Raw genomic sequence first — 18752 nt, 5'->3', positions numbered from 1 at the left:
CACGGATCTCCGTCATCCGCTGTAGGTTGCCGCTACGATGATCGGCCCGAGCACCGTGAGCACCACGTTTCCGACCGCATAGGGCACGGCGACGCCGAGGACCGGGGTCTGGCTTTCGGCCACCTCGCACGTGCCGGTCACCGCGGCATCGACGGTCATGGCGCCCGCCAGTGCGCCGCAGGTCACGACCGGGTTCATGCGCAGCACATAGAATGCAAACAGCGTCGCGACGATCAGCGGCACGAGCGTGATGACGAGACCCATGCCGACCAGAAGCAGCCCGTGGGCCTGGATCGCGGCCCAGGCCGCAGCGCCATTGCCGAGCCCGATCGCCGCGATGAAGCCGCCGAGTCCGAGATCGCTCAGGGTCTGTTGCGCCGCCGGCGGCAATGCGCCCATGGTCGGCTTGCGCGACCGTAGCCAGCCGCAGACGAGGCCCGCGATCAGCGCGCCGCCGCCACCGCCAAGCGTGAGCGCGACGCCGCCGATCCTGAAGCTGACGAGCCCCGCGAGCAGGCCGGCGGCGATGCCGGCGGCAAGAAAGGCGATGTCGGCGCGATCACCCGACCGCAGGATCTGGCCGATGGCCTTTGCTGCACGTTCGATATTGCGCGTGCTGCCGACAAGCGTCATGACGTCGCCGACATAGATCCGAGTGTCCGCGCTCAAGGGAACCTCGCGGCCCATGCGGGTGAGGGCGCGTAGAAAAACGCCCCGGGCGTCGGTGCCGACACGCGCCGCGATCTCCTGGATCGAGCGGCCGTGGAGATGGCGATTGTCCACGAGCACCTCCAGCACGTTGCCCGGGACGGCCTTCAAGATTTCGTCGGCGTCGATCTCGGTGCCGATGATCGGCTTGGCGGCGACGATGACCGCAGTGCGGCCGGCGATGACGATGTCGTCGCCGGCCTCGAGCACGGTCTCCAAACGTGGCTCGATGTCCGCGCCTTGGCGGACGATGCGCTCGACGACCGTGCGGCTGCCAAGTTCCTCCTCGATCGACTTGACGGTGCGCCCGGCGCCCGCGGTCACGCGATAGGCGCGGGCCTGGAACTTGCGATAAGAGAGATTTTCGGTTTTGGGCGGTTCGCCGCCGGCAAGCTCCGCCTCGAGCTTCTTTGCCTCAGCCTTCAGGTCTATCCGCATCAATTTCGGCGCGACGAAGGGGACGAACAGCAGCGTCAGGATATAGCCGAGCACGTAGGTCACGGCGTAGCCCGCCGCGATGTTCGCCTCCTGCTGGCTCAGCACATCCTTGGGCAGGCCGAGCTGGGCCAATGCGCCTGAGGCGGTGCCGATGACCGACGATTGCGTCAAGGCTCCGGCCGCAATCCCGGAGGCGGTGCCGGGATCGAGCCGGAAGCCGTGAGCAAACAACAGGACGACGACCAGACCCGTGCCGCCCAGCACCAGCGCCATGGCGACCTGCGCGAGCGTGCGGACGCTCAAGGAGGCGAAGAACTCGGGCCCGGACCGGTAGCCGATGGTGAACACGAACAGGCTGAACAGGATGACGCGGAGCAGCGGCGGGAACGCAAAACTGCCGAGCTGTCCGAGCAGCACGGAAACGATCAGGATGCAGGCTGTGGTCCCGACGGCAAAGCCGCGGATCCGGACTCGGCCGAGGATCGTGCCGATGGCGACGGCCAGCAGCAGAAAGATCTCGGGAGCGGTGGAGATGATCCACCTGACGGTATCCATGTCGCATCTCCCCCGGCGCTTTGCCGAGATCTCAGTCGGGAAATCGCGGGCATTGCTTGATCCAGATCAAGCCCTGCGAGCGGCAAGGCACCGCCTATCGGATGATGCGGAATTCGCGACAGCCGGCATCATCAACATGAGCGCTCTCGACTTCGCGGCCGGTGCGATCCGCCGCGACGAAACCGTGGAGATCGTCCTGCTGCTCGCCTTCGTCGGCGGCTATATCGACGCCTATACCTGGATCGTCCACGGCGTCATGGCGAATGCCCAGACGGCTAACCTGATCTTCCTCTGGGTTTATGCGACGGCCGGCGACTGGACGAAGGCGTTTCACTTCGTGCCGCCGCTTCTCGCCTTTGCCGCCGGTATCGTGATTGCCGCTTGGCTGCGCCGCGCTGCGGGCGAGCGGGCCAGCGCAATCAGCACCCTGCTCGAGATATTGCTGCTGATCGCGATCAGCATCCTGCACAACAGGCTGCCGGATCTGGCTGGAACGCTCGGCATCTCGTTCGTCGCCGCGATGCAGACCGCGATCTTCACCAGGGTCGAGGGCGTTGTTTGCAGCACGGTGATGATCACGGGCAACATGCGCCAGGCGATCGAGGCTGTCTTTTTGGCCGCCTCCGGAGGCGCGCCGCTGGGGACGCTGCGTCGGTCGGGCATCTTCTTCGCCCTGTGCGCCGTGTTCGGCTTGGGCGCCGCGCTGGGCGCCTTCGCCACCAAGGCTATTCCGGACCTCGCGCTCGGCATTCCCGTGGTCGCGCTGTTGGTCGTCTTGCTGCGCTGCGAAGCGTCGCATCAGAGGGCGGTCCAATGAGTGCGCCGTCCGAACCTGGATGGATACGGTTCTTCCCGCCGGCCGCCTGGCTTGGCGCCTACCGCCGAGAGTGGTTTTCCTCCGACGCCGTCGCTGGCGTCACGCTGGCTGCTTACGCCATCCCGGTCTCGCTCGCCTATGCCGCGCTGGCCGGCCTGCCGCCTCAGATCGGCGTCTACGGCTATATGCTCGGCGGCCTCGGCTACGCGCTGTTGGGGGCGTCGCGGCAACTTGCGATCGGGCCGACCTCGGCGATCTCCCTGATGATCGCGGGCACCGTCGGCGCGCTGGCCGGAGGCGATGCGATCCGCTATGCGCAGATCGCGAGCCTTACGGCCTTTGCAGTGGCGGTGCTGTGCTTCATCGCGTGGTTGTTCAAGCTGAGCGTGCTGGTCCGCCTCGTCAGCGACAGCATCCTGGTCGGCTTCAAGGCCGGTGCCGGGCTCACGATCATCATGAGCCAGCTGCCGAGCCTGCTCGGCGTTGTTGGCGGCGGCCACAATTTCTTTGACCGCGCCATCACGCTGGCCGGCCAGCTCGGGACCGTCAACCTGCTCGTGCTCGCGGTTGGCGCTGTCGCGCTCTTGCTGCTCCTGTTTGGCGAGCGGCTCCTTCCGGGAAAGCCGGTCGGCATCACCATCGTCGCGCTCGCGATCGGGACGGCGACGCTGCTCGGCCTGCCGGCGCTCGGCGTGCCCGTCACCGGGAAGATACCGGAAGGGCTGCCGGCCCTCGGCGTTCCGACGCTCGGCCTGCTGGACTTCGACGATCTCTTCCCGCTCGCCGCAGGGTGTATCCTGCTGGCCTATATCGAGGGCGTTTCGGCCGCCCGCAGCTTCGCCGCCAAGCACGGCTATCCCCTCGACGTCCGGCAGGAGTTCCTGGGGCTGGGCGCCGCGAACCTCGTCGTCGCCTTCGGCCATGGCTATCCGGTTGCCGGCGGGCTGTCGCAATCGGCCGTCAATGACAGCGCCGGCGCACGGACGCCGCTCGCTTTGGTGATCTGCTCGGTGACGCTCGGGCTGTGCCTTCTGTTCTTCACGGGACTCTTGACCAACCTGCCCAAGGCCGTGCTTGCAGCCATCGTCTTTGCCGCCGTCTACAAGCTCGTCGACGTTCGCGCGCTGGTGCGGATGTGGCAGGTCAGCCGGATCGACTTCTACGCCGCAACGATTGCGCTAGTCTCCGTGCTATTGCTCGGAATCCTGCAAGGCGTACTGCTGGCGTCGATCGCTTCGATCCTTTTGCTGCTGGCCCGTGCCTCGCGGCCAAACGTCGCGTTTCTCGGCCGCTTGCCCGGCAGCGGCCGTTATTCGGACAGTTCAAGGCACGCGGACGTCGAGCCCTTGATCGGCGTCATCGCGTTCCGGCCCGAAGCCTCGCTGCTCTACATCAACGCCGAGACGATCCTCGAAACCGTCCTGATCGCGCTTCGGCGCTCGCCCGAGATCCGGCTGGTGGTCTGCGACCTCTCGGCCTCGCCCTATATCGACCTCGCCGGCGCGGGCATGCTGCACGACCTCTACGACGAGCTCGCCGCGCGAAAGGTCATTTTCTCCATCGTCGGCGCGCACGCGCAGCTCCGCGACCTCTTGCGGGCGGAAGGGCTGGCGGAGAGGACGAATAGCAGCCAGTGGCTGCGATCGCTCGACAGCGTTCTCGGCGACGAGCAGGCCGTGACGGCGCAGCGGACGGCCTGAGCGGGCGTGTTGCAATGCGAATGACCGCTGCGGCCGACGGTCTCGCCAGAATGCGTCCGACCGTTGACTTGGATCAATGGAGCCAGCGGCGCCGAACTCACGATCACGCTCAGCTTCGCCCCAACTGGCATCAAATGACCATCGAGTGACCATCAAGGCACCGCCGAGGATCGGGAGAGACACATGTCCAAGGACACCAAGCCGACGCAAAAGCGGATCGATCAGTTCTTTTCCGGGCCCGGCGCGCGGGCTGATGACTGGCGCGACCTCGTGGAGGCCGCGAAGGCGTGGGCTCGCGTCGGCAATCGGGCGGTCTACGATGCGGCACTGGCCGAGCTCTCGGTGACGGAGGAGTTCTACGGCTATCCCGGGCTGCAGCTGATGGCGGCACTGCGGGAAGCGGCCTCCGCAGGCGATGGGGCAACGACGCTCGCCCTTGCGACGCGGATTACCCAAGCCCTGACGACACGATCCTTCCGCCAGCATGCCGGCGACTGGAGCGCGAAGGATGATGGTAATGGCGACGCGCCCGAGCTGGTGCCACCGACGTTCGGTGCGCATACGGCACGCCGGCCCTATTTCGAAACCCTGATCGTGACTGGCGTATCGTCAAGTCAGTGGCCGGCGCTCGCCGCCGAATGGCGCAAGTTGCGGCGCCCAATCGATGGCTTCATCTATGAGCCTGTCATCGTCGGCAGCCTGGAAGATGCATTCTGCGCGACCATGCTCAATCCCAATATCGCGGCCGTCATCATCAACGAAGGCTTCGGGCTGCGCTCGCGCCACAATGCACCCGTGCTGCGCTCGATCACGGCTTCGGCCGGCCTCAACGACGAGTCCGACGCCTCTGCGCTCCGGCTCGCCCAGATCATCAAGCGCGTCCGTCCCGAGCTCGACCTCTACATGATCTCGAACCGCGACGTCGAGGAGTTGGCTGGAAACCCTGAAGCCAACGTCGTTCGCCGCATCTTCTACTCCGTCGAGGAGCTTCTCGAGCTGCATCTGTCCATCCTCGAAGGCATTCAGGATCGCTACGACACCCCGTTCTTCGACAATCTGAAGAAATATGCGCAGCGTCCGATCGGCACGTTCCATGCGTTGCCGATCGCCCGCGGAAAGTCGATCTTCAAGTCCGACTGGATCCGCGACATGGGCGAATTCTACGGGCCGAACCTGTTCCTGGCCGAGAGCAGCGCCACCACGGGCGGCCTCGACAGCATGCTGGAGCCGACCGGCAACATCAAGAAGGCGCAGGAGAAAGCGGCGAGGGCGCTCGGCGCTGACCGCGTCTTCTTCGTCACCAACGGCACGTCGACATCGAACAAGATGGCGGTGCAGGCGCTGCTCGCGCCGGGCGACATCGCGATCGTCGATCGCAACTGCCACAAGTCGCACCACTATGGAATGGTTCTGGCGGGTGCGCAGCCGCTTTATGTCGAAGCCTTCCCGATGACGGAATACTCGATGTACGGCGCGGTGCCGCTGAAGACGATCAAACAGGCGCTGCTCGGCGCCAGGGCCGACGGCCGGCTCGACCGCGTCAAGATGATCGACCTCACCAACTGCACCTTCGACGGCCACATCTACAACACCCGCCGGGTGATGGAGGAATGTCTCGCTATCAAGCCGGACCTGATCTTCCTCTGGGACGAGGCCTGGTTCGGCTTCGCGCGTTTCTCGCCGTTCCTGCGCCGCCGCACCGCCATGGGGGCGGCCAACGAGATCGAGGCGTGGATGCACGACCCGAAGTCGGTCGCGGCTTATGAGAAGCAGCAGGCCGAGCTCGGCAAGAACCCGTCGGACGAGATGCTGCTCAAGACCCGGCTGATTCCCGATCCCAGGCAGATCCGCCTGCGCGTCTACCAGACCAACTCGACCCACAAGTCGATGTCGGCGATCCGGCAGGGCTCCATGCTCTCGGTCAAGGACGTCGAATTCCACACGGTCGAGCAGCAGTTCAAGGAGGCCGTGTTCACCCACGCTTCCACCAGCCCGAACCAGCAACTCATCGCCAGCCTCGATATCTCCAGGCGGCAGATGGAGCTGGAAGGTTACGGCCTCGTGGCCAATGCGATGGAGATCGCGCTTGCCATTCGCCAGGCGGTCAACAACAACCCGCTGATCTCGAAATATTTCCGCATCCTCGGCGCCGACGCCATGGTGCCAGCCCAGTATCGCCAGAGCGGCTTTAACGACTATCTCGCCGCGGGCGTGAATTGGGTCAACACCCTCAAGAGCCTGGATGAGGACGAGTTCTGCCTCGATCCGACCCGTATGACATTGGTGTGCGGCATGGCCGGTTATGACGGCACCCAGTTCAAGGGTATCCTCGCCAATGAGTATAACATCCAGGTCAACAAGACCTCGCGCAACTCGGTCCTGGTCCAGTCCAACATCAACAACACCCGCAGCGACGTCGCGCATCTCATCCGCGTCCTCGCCGAGATCGCGGGCGAGGTCGATCGCGGGTTGGCGCAGGGCGGCGTCAATGCGAAGAAGACCTTCGAGGCACGGGTCAAGAGCCTGATGACCGACGTACCTGATCTGCCCAACTTCTCGCATTTCCACCCGAGCTTCCGCGGCGATGCCGGCAGCAAGACCAATGAAGGCGACATTCGCAGCGGCTTTTACGCTGCCTACGACGTGGCGGGTTGCGAGCACATCCGCCTCAACGATCCCGAGATCGATCGCCGGCTCAAGTCGGGACCAGAGCTCGTCTCGGCCAATTTCGTGATCCCGTATCCGCCGGGCTTCCCGATCATGGTGCCCGGTCAGGTCATCACGCAGGAGACCATCGACTTCATGCGCAAGCTCGATGTGAAGGAGATCCACGGCTACGACGCCAAGGAAGGGCTGAAGCTCGTGCGCTCCGAAGCCTTGGCGAAGATCGGCAAGCCCAGGCCCGCCGCGACACCGAAGTTGAAAGCGGCATCTTAGAGGGGATCGAACATGCAGGGCTTTTTCACGTTCCTGCAGCAGAATCCGTACCTGCTGCTGTTCTTCGTCGTCGGCCTCGCCGTCTATATCGGCCGGGCCAGCATCAAGGGGTATGGCCTCGGCATGGTTGCCGGCGCCATCGTGGTCGGCGCCGGCGTTTCGGTGTGGTCGTCGACCTACGGCGTGAAGCTCGAGCTGAACAATTTCGCCAAGAGCCTGTTCTACTATCTCTTCATGTATGGCGTCGGCTTGCGTGTCGGGCCGTCCTTCATCAACAGCCTGAAGGGCGACGGCTTGAAGTTCTGCATCCTGGCCGTGGTATCGAGCGTGATCGGATTGGCGCTGGTGGTGATCGGCGCAAAACTGTTCTCGCTTCCGCCAGGCGCAGCCGGTGGCATGCTGGCGGGATCGCAAACCATGTCGGCGGCGATCGGCTCGGCCGAGCAGGCCGTCACGTCGGGCGTCGTCAAGCTGCCCGAGGGAATGAAGCCTGAGGATGCTTCAGGCATGATCGCGCTGTCCTACGGTATCACCTACATCTGGGGCACCGTCGGCATCATCCTGATCTGCAAATACCTGCCGCGCTGGTGGGGCGTCGACGCCAGGGCCGCCGCGAAGCAGTACGAGCGGGAATTCGGCGTCAAGGATCTCGAAGGCGGCGGCCTGACCGGCTATCGTCAGTTCGGTCTGCGGGCCTACCGGCTGGAGAACCCGGCGACGGTCGGTATGAGCATCGCGAAGTTCCGCGCGATAAATCCGGAATACCGGATCGTCAATGTCGGGCGGAACGGCGAGCCGCAAGGCGCGGATGCCGACCTCGTGCTGCAGAAGGGCGACATCGTCGCCCTCGGCGGCTCGACCGAGCATCTCACCGAGAAGATGGGCCTGATCGGTCCGGAGGTCTCGGATGCCAAGACGCTCGGCATTCCCATGGACCAGGCGGACATCCTCATCACCAACAAGGAGATGGTGGGGCGCACCTTCGAGTCCTTCCGTGACACCGCGATCGCCGGCCAGCTGCAGGTCACCAAGGTCGAACGCGGCGGTGTGCAGGTTCCGGCCGGTCTCAAGACCAAGCTGGAGCGGATGGACATCGTTTCCGTGGTCGGATTGAAGTCTGCCGTCAACGAGCTCGGTGAGATGTGGGGCCGCATCGCCCGGTCCAACACCTCGACCGATCTGCTGACGCTGGCTGTCGGCATGATCATCGGCTTCCTGATCGGCAAGATCGAATTCCCGGCATTCGGCGCCAAAGTCGGCCTCGGCAACGCCGGCGGTCTGCTGCTATCGGGTGTGATCGTGTCGTCGATCGTGTCGCGTCTGCGCTTCTTCGGCAACACGCCGAACGCGGCGCGCAACGTGCTGGAGGATCTCGGCCTCGTGGTCTTCGTCGCCATCGTCGGCGTCAATGCCGGCGCGGGACTGCTGTCGCAGCTCACGGGTGCGGTCGCCTTGAAGATATTCCTGGTCGGCTTCATTGCCTGCACGATTCCGCCGTTCATCGTCTGGGCGATCGGCTTCCACGTCTTCAAGATCAACCCGGCCGTGCTGATGGGCGGCGTCGCCGGTGCGCGGTCGCACTCCGGCCCGGCCCGCGAGGCCGCGGTCGAGATCCAGAGTTCCGTGCCCTGGATCGGATTCCCGGTCGGTTATGCCGTCTCGGGCATCTTGCTCACCGTGTTCGGCTACTTCGCAATGATCCTTGCGCAATGATCAAGAGGGGGAAGAAAGTCATGAAGAAACTTGCCGTTGGCGTCGCCCTGGTTGCCTCGATTGTGGCCCTGACCGGTCTCAGCACGCCGTCGCGTGCCGAGACCGGCGAGGTCGCCGTCGTCTTCACCAAGGGCGGCTTCATCGTCGGTGTCGGGGGCGGCGAGGGCGTTCTGCTCCTCAGGGGCAAGAAATATCCCTTCACCGTCTCCGGCATGAGCGTCGGCCTCACCGTCGGGGCCTCGACCACGAAGTTCGTCGGCCGGGCGCTCAATCTGAAGGGTCCAGCATCCATCGAAGGCTCCTATGCGGTGGGAGGAGCGGGCGGAGCCGTGGCCGCAGGCGCCGGCGCCGTTCAGCTGCAGAACGCCAACGGCGTGATCCTTCAGCTCAGCGGTCCGAGGGTTGGCGCGGAAGTGTCGGCTGCCGTCGGCGGTGTCACGATCCGCCTGAAGTGATCCGGAGGGCAATCAGGGCAATCGGGCTGCCTCACCGGCAGCCCTTTTCGCGTCTCAATACCGCTCGGCGACGAAGTTCATCCCCTTCAGGCCGGCCTGGTCGTTGTAGCGGCCTTTCTCGGAGCGCTTCGGCAGCTTGATTTTGTCCTTCTTGATGCGCTTGTAGGGAATCGCGCCGAGGAGATGTGCGATGCAGTTCAGCCGCGCCTTGCGCTTGTCATCGGAGCGGATGATGTACCACGGCGCTTCCTTCGTACTGGTCTGCTTGAGCATCAGATCGCGAGCTCGCGAATAGTCGTACCAGCGCCGGTAGGATTCCAGGTCCATCGGGCTCAGCTTCCATTGCCGCACGGGATCATCGATCCGGGCGTGGAAGCGACGCTCCTGCTCGTCCATTCCGACCTCGAGCCAGATCTTGATCAGGATGATACCGCCGTCGATGACGTATCTCTCCATCTGCGGGCAGAGGGAGAGGAAGCGCTGGTGCTCGGCGGGCGTAGCAAAGCCCATGACATATTCGACGCCGGCGCGGTTGTACCAGCTCCGGTCGAAGATCACGATCTCGCCGCCCGCCGGAAACTGCTCCATGTAGCGCTGGAAGAAGAGCTGTGTCTTTTCGCGGTCCGACGGCGCCGGCAGCGCCACGACGCGGAACACGCGCGGGCTGACCTTCTCGGTGATCGCCTTGATCGTGCCGCCTTTGCCGGCAGCGTCACGGCCTTCGAACACGATGATCACCCGGAGCTTGTTCGCCCGCACGTAGTCCTGGAGGTGACAGAGCTCGACCTGGAGCCTTTCCAGCTCCTTCTCATAGTCCTTCCGCTTCATTCGCTCCGCGGGCGCATCCTTGGCCATGCCGGTCCTCTCGCTGCTGAGCTTGTCAATCGCCCCAGAACTAATCGTCCCAGGAGATGGTCACGCCGATATCGCCGGGCACGCCGCCCGGGAATTCGATGATCTGGTAGGCGATGCGATAGCCGCGCGGTTTCAGATAATCGGTCCAGAGCTGGAAGATCTCCTTGGGGATGCCGGTCAGCGTGGTCTCCCAACCCTTTTCCATCTGGTTGATGGCGCGCCCCCTGTCGGTGCAAAGCGAGTTGGGGAAGCGATAGACCAGCACCTCCGTCAGGCCGTTTCGCACCGCACGCTGGATGATGGTCGAGGCGAGTTTGATCTTCTCCTCCTCACTCTTGCCGGAGGGTTTGCTGAGCCGCTCGATCAGCGCGCGCTTCTCGGCTTCGACCGCTGCGGCGAGGCGGACATACTCCTCGGCTTTCTCGGCCTCCTTGAGGGCGGCTTCCTTCCGAATCTGGGCGGCGTTGGGGATGAGATCGTCGAGGCCGGTCATGGCTTGCGGCTCCTGATGGTTATCCAATCAGCATCCAGGAAACGCTAGGGTCGGGCGGAGGGTGTTCCCTTGATTCAAATCAAGCAAACCGCGGCCTGCCGAACACAATATCGCACATGCGCATTTGATCGGGAGAGACGCTTTGAGCGACCAGCTTCATCCGATGGCTCCGCACCATTTGCCGTTTTATCTGGCGCCGGGGAGCGGGACCGATACGCTGATGGTTGTGATGGGGCTGTTCCTGATCGGGACCGTGCTCTGGGTCGGTACGCTCTATTGGAAGCTGCACAGCCTGCCCGAGCGGATGGCGCACAAATCACAAAAATTGCAGTTCGAGCTCGTCGCGGTGCTGGGCCTGATCTCGTTGTTCACGCACATGCATATTTTCTGGGTCGCCGGCCTCCTGCTCGCGTTGATCGATCTTCCCGATTTCGGCACCCCGCTGCGTAGCATCGCCGGGTCGGTCGAGAAGATTGCAGAGGCCGCGCCTGCCGCCGGTGGCGAAGAGATCCGGACGGAGGCCGCGACGCCTCCCGCACAGAAGCCGGAAGCCGCAAAGAAGGAGCACAGCCATGTTTGAGCTGATGTTCTGCTCGCTGCTGACGATCCTGCCGGACTATCTCTATCGCCGCTACGCCCAGGGCAAGCGTTTCGGCAAGGAGATCACCTTCTTCTCGGTCTGGTACGAGCTGCGCTGGGGCATCACCGGCTGCCTGATGCTTACGGTGTCGCTGATCACCATGATCTTCTACTTCCATCCTTCGACGTCATCGGCGACGCTCTATTTTCGCACCGTGCCGATCCTGCCCGAAGGCTCCGGCCGCGTTGCCGAGGTCAAGGTTGGCTTCAGCGAGCCGGTGAAGAAGGGCGACGTGCTGTTCACGCTCGACGCCTCGAAGCAGCAGGCCGCGCTCGAAACCGCCAGGCGGAAGGTTGCGGAGGTCGATGCCGCCATGCAGACGGCGCAGGCCGACGTGGTCAAGGCCGAGGCGCAGATCGGGGAGGCGAAGGCGAACTATCAGCAGGCCAAGGACGAGCTCGAGGTCAAGACCGAGCTCCAGCGCCGCAATCCCGGCATCGTTCCGCAGCGTGATATCGACAAGCTCCAGGTTTTGGTCGACCAACGTCAATCCGGGATCGATGCCGCGACCGCCGCGAAGCAATCCGTATCAATGCAGGTCTCCATCCTGCTGCCGGCGCAGAAGGCCAGCGCGGAGGCCGCGCTCGACCAGGCCCAGGTGGATATCGACAAGACCTTGGTCCGCGCCGGTGTCGATGGGCGCGTCGAGCAATTCCTGATCCGTCCCGGCGACGTCGTCAATCAACTCATGCGGCCCGCAGGCGTTCTCATCCCGGAGGGGGCCGGCCGCAAGATGCTGCAGGCCGGGTTCGGCCAGATCGAGGCACAGGTGATGAAAGAGGGCATGGTGGCGGAAGCGACCTGCATCTCCAGGCCATGGGTGATCATCCCCATGGTGATCACGACAGTCCAGGACTACATCGCGGCCGGACAATTCCGATCCGGGGAGCAATTGGTCGATCCGCAGAACGCCGTCCGCCCCGGCACCATCCTGGTGTTCCTGGAGCCGCTTTACAAAGGTGGCCTCGAAGGCGTGACGCCGGGCAGCAGCTGCGTCGTCAATGCCTATACCAGCAACCACGAGGAGATCTCGGCCAAGGGGACTTCGACCAGCCGGAAGATCGCCTTGCACGTGGTCGACGGTGTCGGCCTGGTGCACGCGCTGCTGCTGCGCATCCAGGCGCTGCTGCTGCCGATCCAGACGCTGGTGCTGAGCGGGCATTGAGCTGTGAAGCCGCCCCCGGGGCCTGTCGCAGCGGTGCAATTCCCGCTAGAATTGCCGCGACAGCAGTTGCTGGAGCTGCAAGGATGGAGCATGAGCGGGCGCACGTCCATCTCCAAGGTCAGGCCAGGGGCCGTGACGGCGCTATACTGTCTCGCGCTGCTTTTCGCCGTGTGCCTGTCCGCCGGGCGAGTTGGTGCAGTCGAGCGGAGTCTCCGCGGCGAGCTGAAGCGCGTCCTGGTATTGCATTCATTCGGCCGTGATTTTCGGCCGTGGAGCGAGTATGCGCGCGACATCAAGGCCAAGCTCGAACGGCAATCGCCCTGGCCACTCGATATACAGGAGCACGCGCTGCTCACCGCGCGCTTCAACAATCCCGGTCCTGAGGCACCTTTCGTCGACTATCTGCAATCGCTGTACCAGGGAGCGATGCCCGACATCGTATTGAGCATCGGCGCGCCTGCGGCCCGGTTTGCGCAGAAATACCGCGGAAGATTATTCCCTGATGTGCCATTGATTCTCTCCGCGGTCGAGCATCGGCTGATCAATCGCGCCGATCTCAGCGACAACGACGTCGTCGTGGCGATCCGCAACGATTTCATGGCCGCGTTCCGCAACGTTCTCCAGATTTTGCCTGACACAAAGTCGATTGTGGTCGTGATCGGTGCCTCGCCGCTCGAGAAGTTCTGGGTGGAGGAGGTCAAGCGGGAACTGCAACCCTTGGGCGAGGAGGTCGAGCTGGTCTGGTACTCGGACTTGTCATTCGACGAAATCCTGAAGCGCGCTTCAAAGCTGCCGCCGCACACCGCGCTGTTCTGGGGGCTGATGTCGGTCGATGCGGCTGGGGTCGTCCACGAGAGCGACATCGCCTTGCGCAGCCTGTACGCGGCCGCGAATGCCCCGATCTTCTCCTACCAGGAGCCGTTCTTCGGTGACGGCACTGTCGGGGGACCGATGCATATGATCGCGGAAACGAGTTCCAGGACCGTCAGTGCGGCGATTGGCATTCTCGGCGGCGCGAAACCAGCGAGCATCAGTTACGAGCCGATCGGATTCGCCGCGCCGAGATATGATTGGCGCCAATTGCAGCATTGGGGCATCAGCGAGAGCCGTTTGCCTCCCGGCAGCGAAATCATGTTTCGCGAACAGAGCATCTGGGAGCGCTATCGTTGGCAGATGCTGCTGATCGCGTCCGTGATTCTGGTGCAGGCCGGCCTGATCAGCGGGATGCTGCATGAGCGCCGTCGGCGCCAGATCGCCGAAGTCGAGTCACGCCAGCGTCTGGCCGAGCTCGCTCACGCCAACCGCTATTCGGCCGTTGGCGAGTTGACCACGTCGATCGCCCATGAACTGAACCAGCCGCTCGGCTCCATCCTGACCAACGCCGAGACTGCGGAGCTGATGCTGAAGGCCGCTTCGCCCGACATCGACGAGATCCGGCAGATCCTCGCCGACATCCGGCGTGACGATCAGCGGGCCAGCGAAGTCATCCGCAGGCTACGCAGTATTCTGAAAAAGACGCCGTTCGAGGTCAAGGACATCGAGCTCAACGATATGGTCCGTGAAGCGATCGGCCTTGTGCGGGCCGTCGCCGATGGACGCCGGATCACATTGATCTACACGCCTGTCCTGGCCGACCTGCATGTCAGAGGCGATCCGATCCAGCTTCAGCAGGTCGTTCTCAACCTGATCATCAACGCGATGGATGCGATCTTCGACGCAGATCCCGGAAAACGCCAGGTCAGCGTCTCGACCCTGCGCGTCGGCAACGAAGCGGAGATCCGGGTCTCCGATACTGGTCCCGGGATTGCCGCTTCCGACCTTGCGAACGTGTTCAATCCGTTCTTCACGACCAAGCCCCAGGGTATGGGCATGGGGCTCGCGATCGCCAAAACCATCATCGAGGCCCATCACGGCACGATCTCTGCCGAAAACCAGGCCGCGGGCGGCGCGCTCTTCACGATCCGTCTTCCGATCCTTCACTGATCGCCGGTGTCTTGATTTTGATCAAGCTCACGGGATCGGCGAAGCAGTTTCCTTCTCGCAATTGCGCGATGACCGGGATGGGTGCGCATGTGGGGAGTGTCGGTGGCCATGAGACGCCGTGAGTTCATGTCGCTGGTTGGTGCCGCGGCGGCGTTCCCGGTCTTGGTCCGGGCCCAGGACAGAGCGCCGTTCGTCGGCGTGCTGACCGGCAATGTCGCCGGCGATCCCGGCGCGCAGATGCGTGTCGATGCCTTTCAGCAGGGGCTCACCGATCGTGGCTGGATCGCCAACCAGAACTATCGCCTGGAGGTGCGCTGGCCGGGTCCCAGTCCGGCACGCCAGCAATTGGAGGCGCTCGAGCTCATTGCCGCCGGGCCGGACGTACTGCTTTCGACCAGCACGGGCACGACCCGGACGCTGCGCGATGCCACGCAGCGAATTCCGATCGTCTTCGTCGGGCTCTCCGATCCCGTCGGGACCGGCCTCGTCGCCAATCTGGCGCGGCCGACCGGCAATCTCACCGGCTTCTCGCTCTATGAGCACTCGATGAGCGGGAAATGGCTCGGTCTGCTGAAGGATATGGTGCCGGGGATGAGCCACGCGGCGCTGCTGTTCAATCCGGAATCGTCGCCCTATGCGCCGTTCTATCTTCAGGCGGCGCACCAGATGGAAAACCGGCTCGGTCTCAAGGTCACCGGTGCCAGTGTCCGGAGCGGGGCCGAGATCGCGGCGGCCATCGAGACCGCGACACGCGACGGCGGCGGCCTCGTCGTGCTCCCTGATGGCGGCTTCTTCGGGACCCAGAGCGCGATGACGATCGCACTGCTGGCGCAGCGCCGCGTGCCCGCGATCTTCGCGGTCCGCTTCTACGCGGTGAACGGTGGGCTGATGTCGTATGGCGCCGATCTCACCTAGCAATTTCGCGACGGCGCCGGCTACGTCGATCGCGTCCTGCGCGGCGCCGAGATTCGATCGCTCCCGGTGCAATTCGCCACCAGGTTCGAGCTCGTCATCAACATGAAGGCGGCCAATGCCCTCGGGCTGACGGTGCCGGCCCGCCTGCTGATGGACGCCGAACTGATCGAATGACGCATGGCTCTCGCGCTGCAGCAGCCACGAGGGCCTCGTTTCGTTGATCTCGATCAACAAACGTCTGCGTCCCGGCCCGATCGTCCCACCCTGGAAGTGCAAGGGAGGATGCAATGTTTCGCTGCGGCAAGACCCTGATGGCGCTTGCGGTCGTCATGGCGACATCGTTCGCCGCAACGGCGCAAACCAACACGACGCCTGCGGCCCCGTCTCCGCAAGCGCAGCCGGGTCCTCCGCCTGCGCCGACGGCCGAGCTTCTGAAGCCGGAGCAGCTCGAGGCCTTGGTGGCGCCGATCGCACTGTATCCAGACGAGCTCCTTGCCAATGTGCTTGCCGCCTCAACCTATCCGTTGGAGGTGGTGCAGGCCGACCGCTGGCTGAAGGAACGCAAGACCCTGAAGGGCGATGCGCTGAAGACGGAGGTCGAGAAGCAGGCCTGGGACGACAGCATCAAGGCGCTGGCCAGCACTGCCGATGTCCTGACCATGATGAGCGATCAGCTCGACTGGACCAAGAAGCTCGGCGATGCCTTTCTCGCCCAGCAGCCTGACGTGATGGATGCGATCCAGCGCTTGCGCAACAAGGCCTATGACAACAAGAAGCTGGTCACGACCAAGCAGCAGAAGGTCAGTGTCCAGTCGCAGGAAGGCAAGCAGGTCGTTGTGATCCAGCAGGCCAATCCCGCGGAGATGTACGTGCCGTATTACGATCCGGCGACGGTCTATGGCAGCTGGCCCTATGCGGAGTATCCGCCGTATTATTGGGGCTACCCGTCCTATATCGGCGCCGGCGTGGTTGCGGCGGGTCTCGCTTTCGGCACGGCTTGGGCGATCGGGCGCTGGGGCAATTACTGGGGCGGCGGCTGCAATTGGGGCAACCGCAACGTCTACGTCAATCATCGCACCACCAACATCGGTAACGGCTGGCAGCACAATCCGGCGCATCGCGGCGGCGTACGCTATAACAACAGCAACGTTCAGCAGCGTTTCGGCAACAACAACCTGAAGGCCGGCGTGTCGGACCGGATGGATTTCCGCGGCCGTGACGGCAACCAGGTGCTGCGTCCCAACCAAGGTGCTGGAGACCGGGCCGGCGATCGCGCCGGTGACCGCGCTGGTGATCGTGGTGGTCCCGGTGATCGGGCGGGAGATCGTGCGGGTGATCGTGCCGGCAACCGCGGCGATCGGCCCGGCGGCGGCGATCGCGCTGGAGCCGCGGATCGTGCCAAGGGCGGCGGCGACCGTGCCAAGGCTGCAAACAAGGGCGGCGGCGACCGTGCCAAGGCCGCCAACCGCGCCGGCGGCGGTGCGGCAGCCAACCGTGGTGGCGGCAATCGCGGCGGTGCGATGAACGTCTCCTCCGGCCGCTCGGCCGCGGCGGCGTCCGCGCGCGGACGATCCAGCATGGCAAGCATGCCGCGCGGTGGCGGCGGCGGACCGAGCATGGCCGGCCGCGGCGGCGGTGGCGGAATGGCAATGCGGGGCGGTGGCGGCGGCGGATTCCGCGGAGGCGGCGGTGGCGGCTTCCGTGGCGGTGGCGGCGGTGGCCGGCGCTCCGACATCGCGTTGAAGCATGACATCGTCCTGCTCGGCCATCTCGCGAACGGCCTCGGCTATTATCGCTTCAGCTACATCGGCGGCGACAAGGCCTATGTCGGCGTCATGGCGCAGGAGGTCGAGCAGGTGATGCCTGCCGCCGTGACCCGCGGCAGCGATGGATATCTGCGGGTTCGCTACGAAAAACTCGGACTGACATTCCGCAGCTATGGCGACTGGCTCGCCGGCGGCGCGAAGATCCCTGCGGAGGTGACGCCATGACCGGCTCGAAATCACTCCGTCGCGCGATGTTGCCGGGACTCGTGGCGCTGGCGCTGCTCGGCTCAGCATCGCAGGCGCAGCAATCCTTCAAGACGCCGGAAGATGCAGCGGCAGCGCTTGCAGCCGCGGTCAAGAACGGACCAGACGATATCCTGAAAGTGCTGGGCCGCGCCGCAGACGACATCGTCTCGTCCGGCGACGAGATCGCCGACAACGACATCCGCCAGCGCTTCACGTCGATGTATGACGCCAAGCACGGCATCAAGGCGGAGGGCAACAAGACGGCGACCCTGATGCTGGGGCCGGACGATTTCCCGTTCCCGATTCCGCTGGTCAACACCAAGGCCGGCTGGGAATTCGACACCGACGAGGGACGCATCGAGGTGCTGCGCCGTCGCATCGGCCGTAACGAGCTCGACGCGATCCAGACCGCGCTCGCCTTTGTCGACGCGCAGAACGAATACGCCGACAAGGACCGCGGTGAGGGCGCCGGCGTCTATGCGCAGCGCATCGTCTCATCGCCCGGCAAGAAGGACGGCTTGTTCTGGCGCGACGACAGCGACCCGAGCCCGCTTGGCGCGCTGGCGGCCGAGGCCTCGAAGGAGGGCTATCGCGCGGGCGACGTCGGACCTGCGCCCTATCACGGCTACTATTTCCGCATCCTCAAGGGGCAGGGCCGCGATGCGCCCGGCGGCGCGCTCGACTATGTGGTCAAGGGCAAGATGATTGGTGGTTTCGCCCTGATCGCGTGGCCCGCGGAGTACGGCAATTCGGGCATCATGACCTTCCTGGTCAATCACGCTGGCACCGTCTACCAGAAGGATCTCGGCAAGCGCACGGCGTTTGTCGCCGAGCGCACCACGCTGTTCGATCCCGATGAGACTTGGAAGAAGGTCGATGCCGCAAAACCCTGAATGGCGCATGTCCATGCGCCGGCGCAGGCTCGGCCTGATAGCGTTCCTCCTGTTGGCAATCGGACTGACCATGCCGGCGACCCCGGCCTTGGCGCAGGCGTCCGGTCACGTCAGGGCCAAGATCGTCAAGGCCGGCCTTCTGGTCGGCGGCGGCGCCGGAAATGGAGTGCTGACCTATCGTGGCAAGTCCTATCCGTTCAGGATCAGCGGCCTGAGTTTCGGCATCACGGTCGGCGCGACGGTCGGCCGGCTCGATGGCTGGGCCTCCGGGATCCGCGAGGTCGGCGACTTTGCCGGCACCTACAGTTCGGTCGGCGGCGGCTTTGCTCTGGTCGGCGGCGTCAGCGGCGCCCACCTCCGCAACGAAAAGGGCGTGACGATCGTGCTGCAAGGCCCCAAGGCGGGACTCGAACTGGCGGCCAATATCAGTCAGATCACGATCTCTCTGCGATAGGACGACAATCGAGGAAACC

Annotated in this window: 14 protein-coding genes and 1 pseudogene; 12 read left to right on the top strand and 3 right to left on the bottom strand. The window is 64.4% G+C overall.

The annotated features are described in order from the left end of the window. Positions 1–12: 12 nt before the first annotated feature. The gene (locus GGD65_RS16625; RefSeq protein WP_183235938.1) at positions 13–1701 is read right to left on the bottom strand and encodes an aspartate:alanine exchanger family transporter; all 1689 of its coding nucleotides are present in this window, start codon (positions 1699–1701) and stop codon (positions 13–15) included. 136 nt (positions 1702–1837) lie between these two features. Between GGD65_RS16625 and GGD65_RS16620 the strand changes: the two genes are divergently transcribed. The 5 genes from GGD65_RS16620 to GGD65_RS16600 all read left to right on the top strand — a co-directional run bounded on the left by GGD65_RS16620 (position 1838) and on the right by GGD65_RS16600 (position 9323). Continuing rightward, entirely contained in the window at positions 1838–2518 is a 681-nt protein-coding gene (locus GGD65_RS16620; protein ID WP_183236121.1) for a YoaK family protein, read from the top strand. Then, on the top strand, positions 2515–4218 hold the full coding sequence (locus GGD65_RS16615) for a SulP family inorganic anion transporter (protein WP_183235937.1): 1704 nt from the start codon (positions 2515–2517) through the stop codon (positions 4216–4218). The genes GGD65_RS16620 and GGD65_RS16615 overlap by 4 nt, the downstream gene beginning before the upstream one ends. Positions 4219–4401: 183 nt before the next feature. Further along, positions 4402–7155 carry a decarboxylase gene (locus GGD65_RS16610; RefSeq protein ID WP_183235936.1) on the top strand — a complete coding sequence of 918 codons (2754 nt, stop codon included), beginning with the start codon at positions 4402–4404 and terminating at the stop codon, positions 7153–7155. A gap of 12 nt (positions 7156–7167) precedes the next feature. After that, complete coding sequence (locus GGD65_RS16605) at positions 7168–8868, top strand: aspartate:alanine exchanger family transporter (RefSeq protein ID WP_183235935.1); 1701 nt, start codon at positions 7168–7170, stop codon at positions 8866–8868. A gap of 20 nt (positions 8869–8888) precedes the next feature. Beyond that, the gene (locus tag GGD65_RS16600; protein ID WP_183235934.1) at positions 8889–9323 is read left to right on the top strand and encodes a hypothetical protein; all 435 of its coding nucleotides are present in this window, start codon (positions 8889–8891) and stop codon (positions 9321–9323) included. A 54-nt stretch (positions 9324–9377) separates the two neighbouring features. On the opposite strand, the gene ppk2 is transcribed toward GGD65_RS16600, so the two are convergent. Together ppk2 and GGD65_RS16590 are read right to left on the bottom strand one after the other, a co-directional pair. Next, positions 9378–10178 carry a polyphosphate kinase 2 gene (ppk2, locus tag GGD65_RS16595; RefSeq protein ID WP_183235933.1) on the bottom strand — a complete coding sequence of 267 codons (801 nt, stop codon included), beginning with the start codon at positions 10176–10178 and terminating at the stop codon, positions 9378–9380. 40 nt (positions 10179–10218) lie between these two features. Beyond that, complete coding sequence (locus GGD65_RS16590) at positions 10219–10671, bottom strand: hypothetical protein (protein ID WP_183235932.1); 453 nt, start codon at positions 10669–10671, stop codon at positions 10219–10221. Positions 10672–10834: 163 nt separating this feature from the next. Between GGD65_RS16590 and GGD65_RS16585 the strand changes: the two genes are divergently transcribed. The 7 genes and pseudogenes from GGD65_RS16585 (at position 10835) to GGD65_RS16555 (ending at position 18733) form a co-directional block, all read left to right on the top strand. Then, complete coding sequence (locus GGD65_RS16585) at positions 10835–11251, top strand: hypothetical protein (protein ID WP_049814962.1); 417 nt, start codon at positions 10835–10837, stop codon at positions 11249–11251. Then, on the top strand, positions 11244–12476 hold the full coding sequence (locus GGD65_RS16580) for an HlyD family secretion protein (RefSeq protein ID WP_183235931.1): 1233 nt from the start codon (positions 11244–11246) through the stop codon (positions 12474–12476). Before GGD65_RS16585 ends, GGD65_RS16580 begins: the two co-directional genes overlap by 8 nt. A 90-nt stretch (positions 12477–12566) precedes the next feature. Next, positions 12567–14459: a HAMP domain-containing sensor histidine kinase gene (locus tag GGD65_RS16575; RefSeq protein ID WP_049814963.1), complete on the top strand. Its 1893-nt coding sequence runs from the start codon at positions 12567–12569 to the stop codon at positions 14457–14459. 87 nt (positions 14460–14546) lie between these two features. After that, positions 14547–15548: pseudogene (locus GGD65_RS16570) on the top strand (ABC transporter substrate-binding protein). Positions 15549–15661: 113 nt separating this feature from the next. Further along, positions 15662–17365 (top strand): DUF3300 domain-containing protein, encoded by a 1704-nt coding sequence (locus GGD65_RS16565; RefSeq protein ID WP_183235930.1) that lies wholly within the window; start codon positions 15662–15664, stop codon positions 17363–17365. Then, a complete protein-coding gene (locus GGD65_RS16560) occupies positions 17362–18279 on the top strand; it encodes a DUF2950 domain-containing protein (protein ID WP_183235929.1) in 918 nt (305 codons plus the stop codon). The genes GGD65_RS16565 and GGD65_RS16560 overlap by 4 nt, the downstream gene beginning before the upstream one ends. Before the next feature lie 7 nt (positions 18280–18286). Beyond that, positions 18287–18733 carry a hypothetical protein gene (locus GGD65_RS16555; protein WP_244550579.1) on the top strand — a complete coding sequence of 149 codons (447 nt, stop codon included), beginning with the start codon at positions 18287–18289 and terminating at the stop codon, positions 18731–18733. The last annotated feature ends 19 nt before the right edge of the window (positions 18734–18752 follow it).

This window comes from Bradyrhizobium sp. CIR18 (assembly GCF_014198295.1).
GTDB lineage: Bacteria > Pseudomonadota > Alphaproteobacteria > Rhizobiales > Xanthobacteraceae > Bradyrhizobium.
The sequence above is the reverse complement of the archived record's forward strand: the minus strand, read 5'-3'. Positions and strand labels throughout refer to the sequence as shown.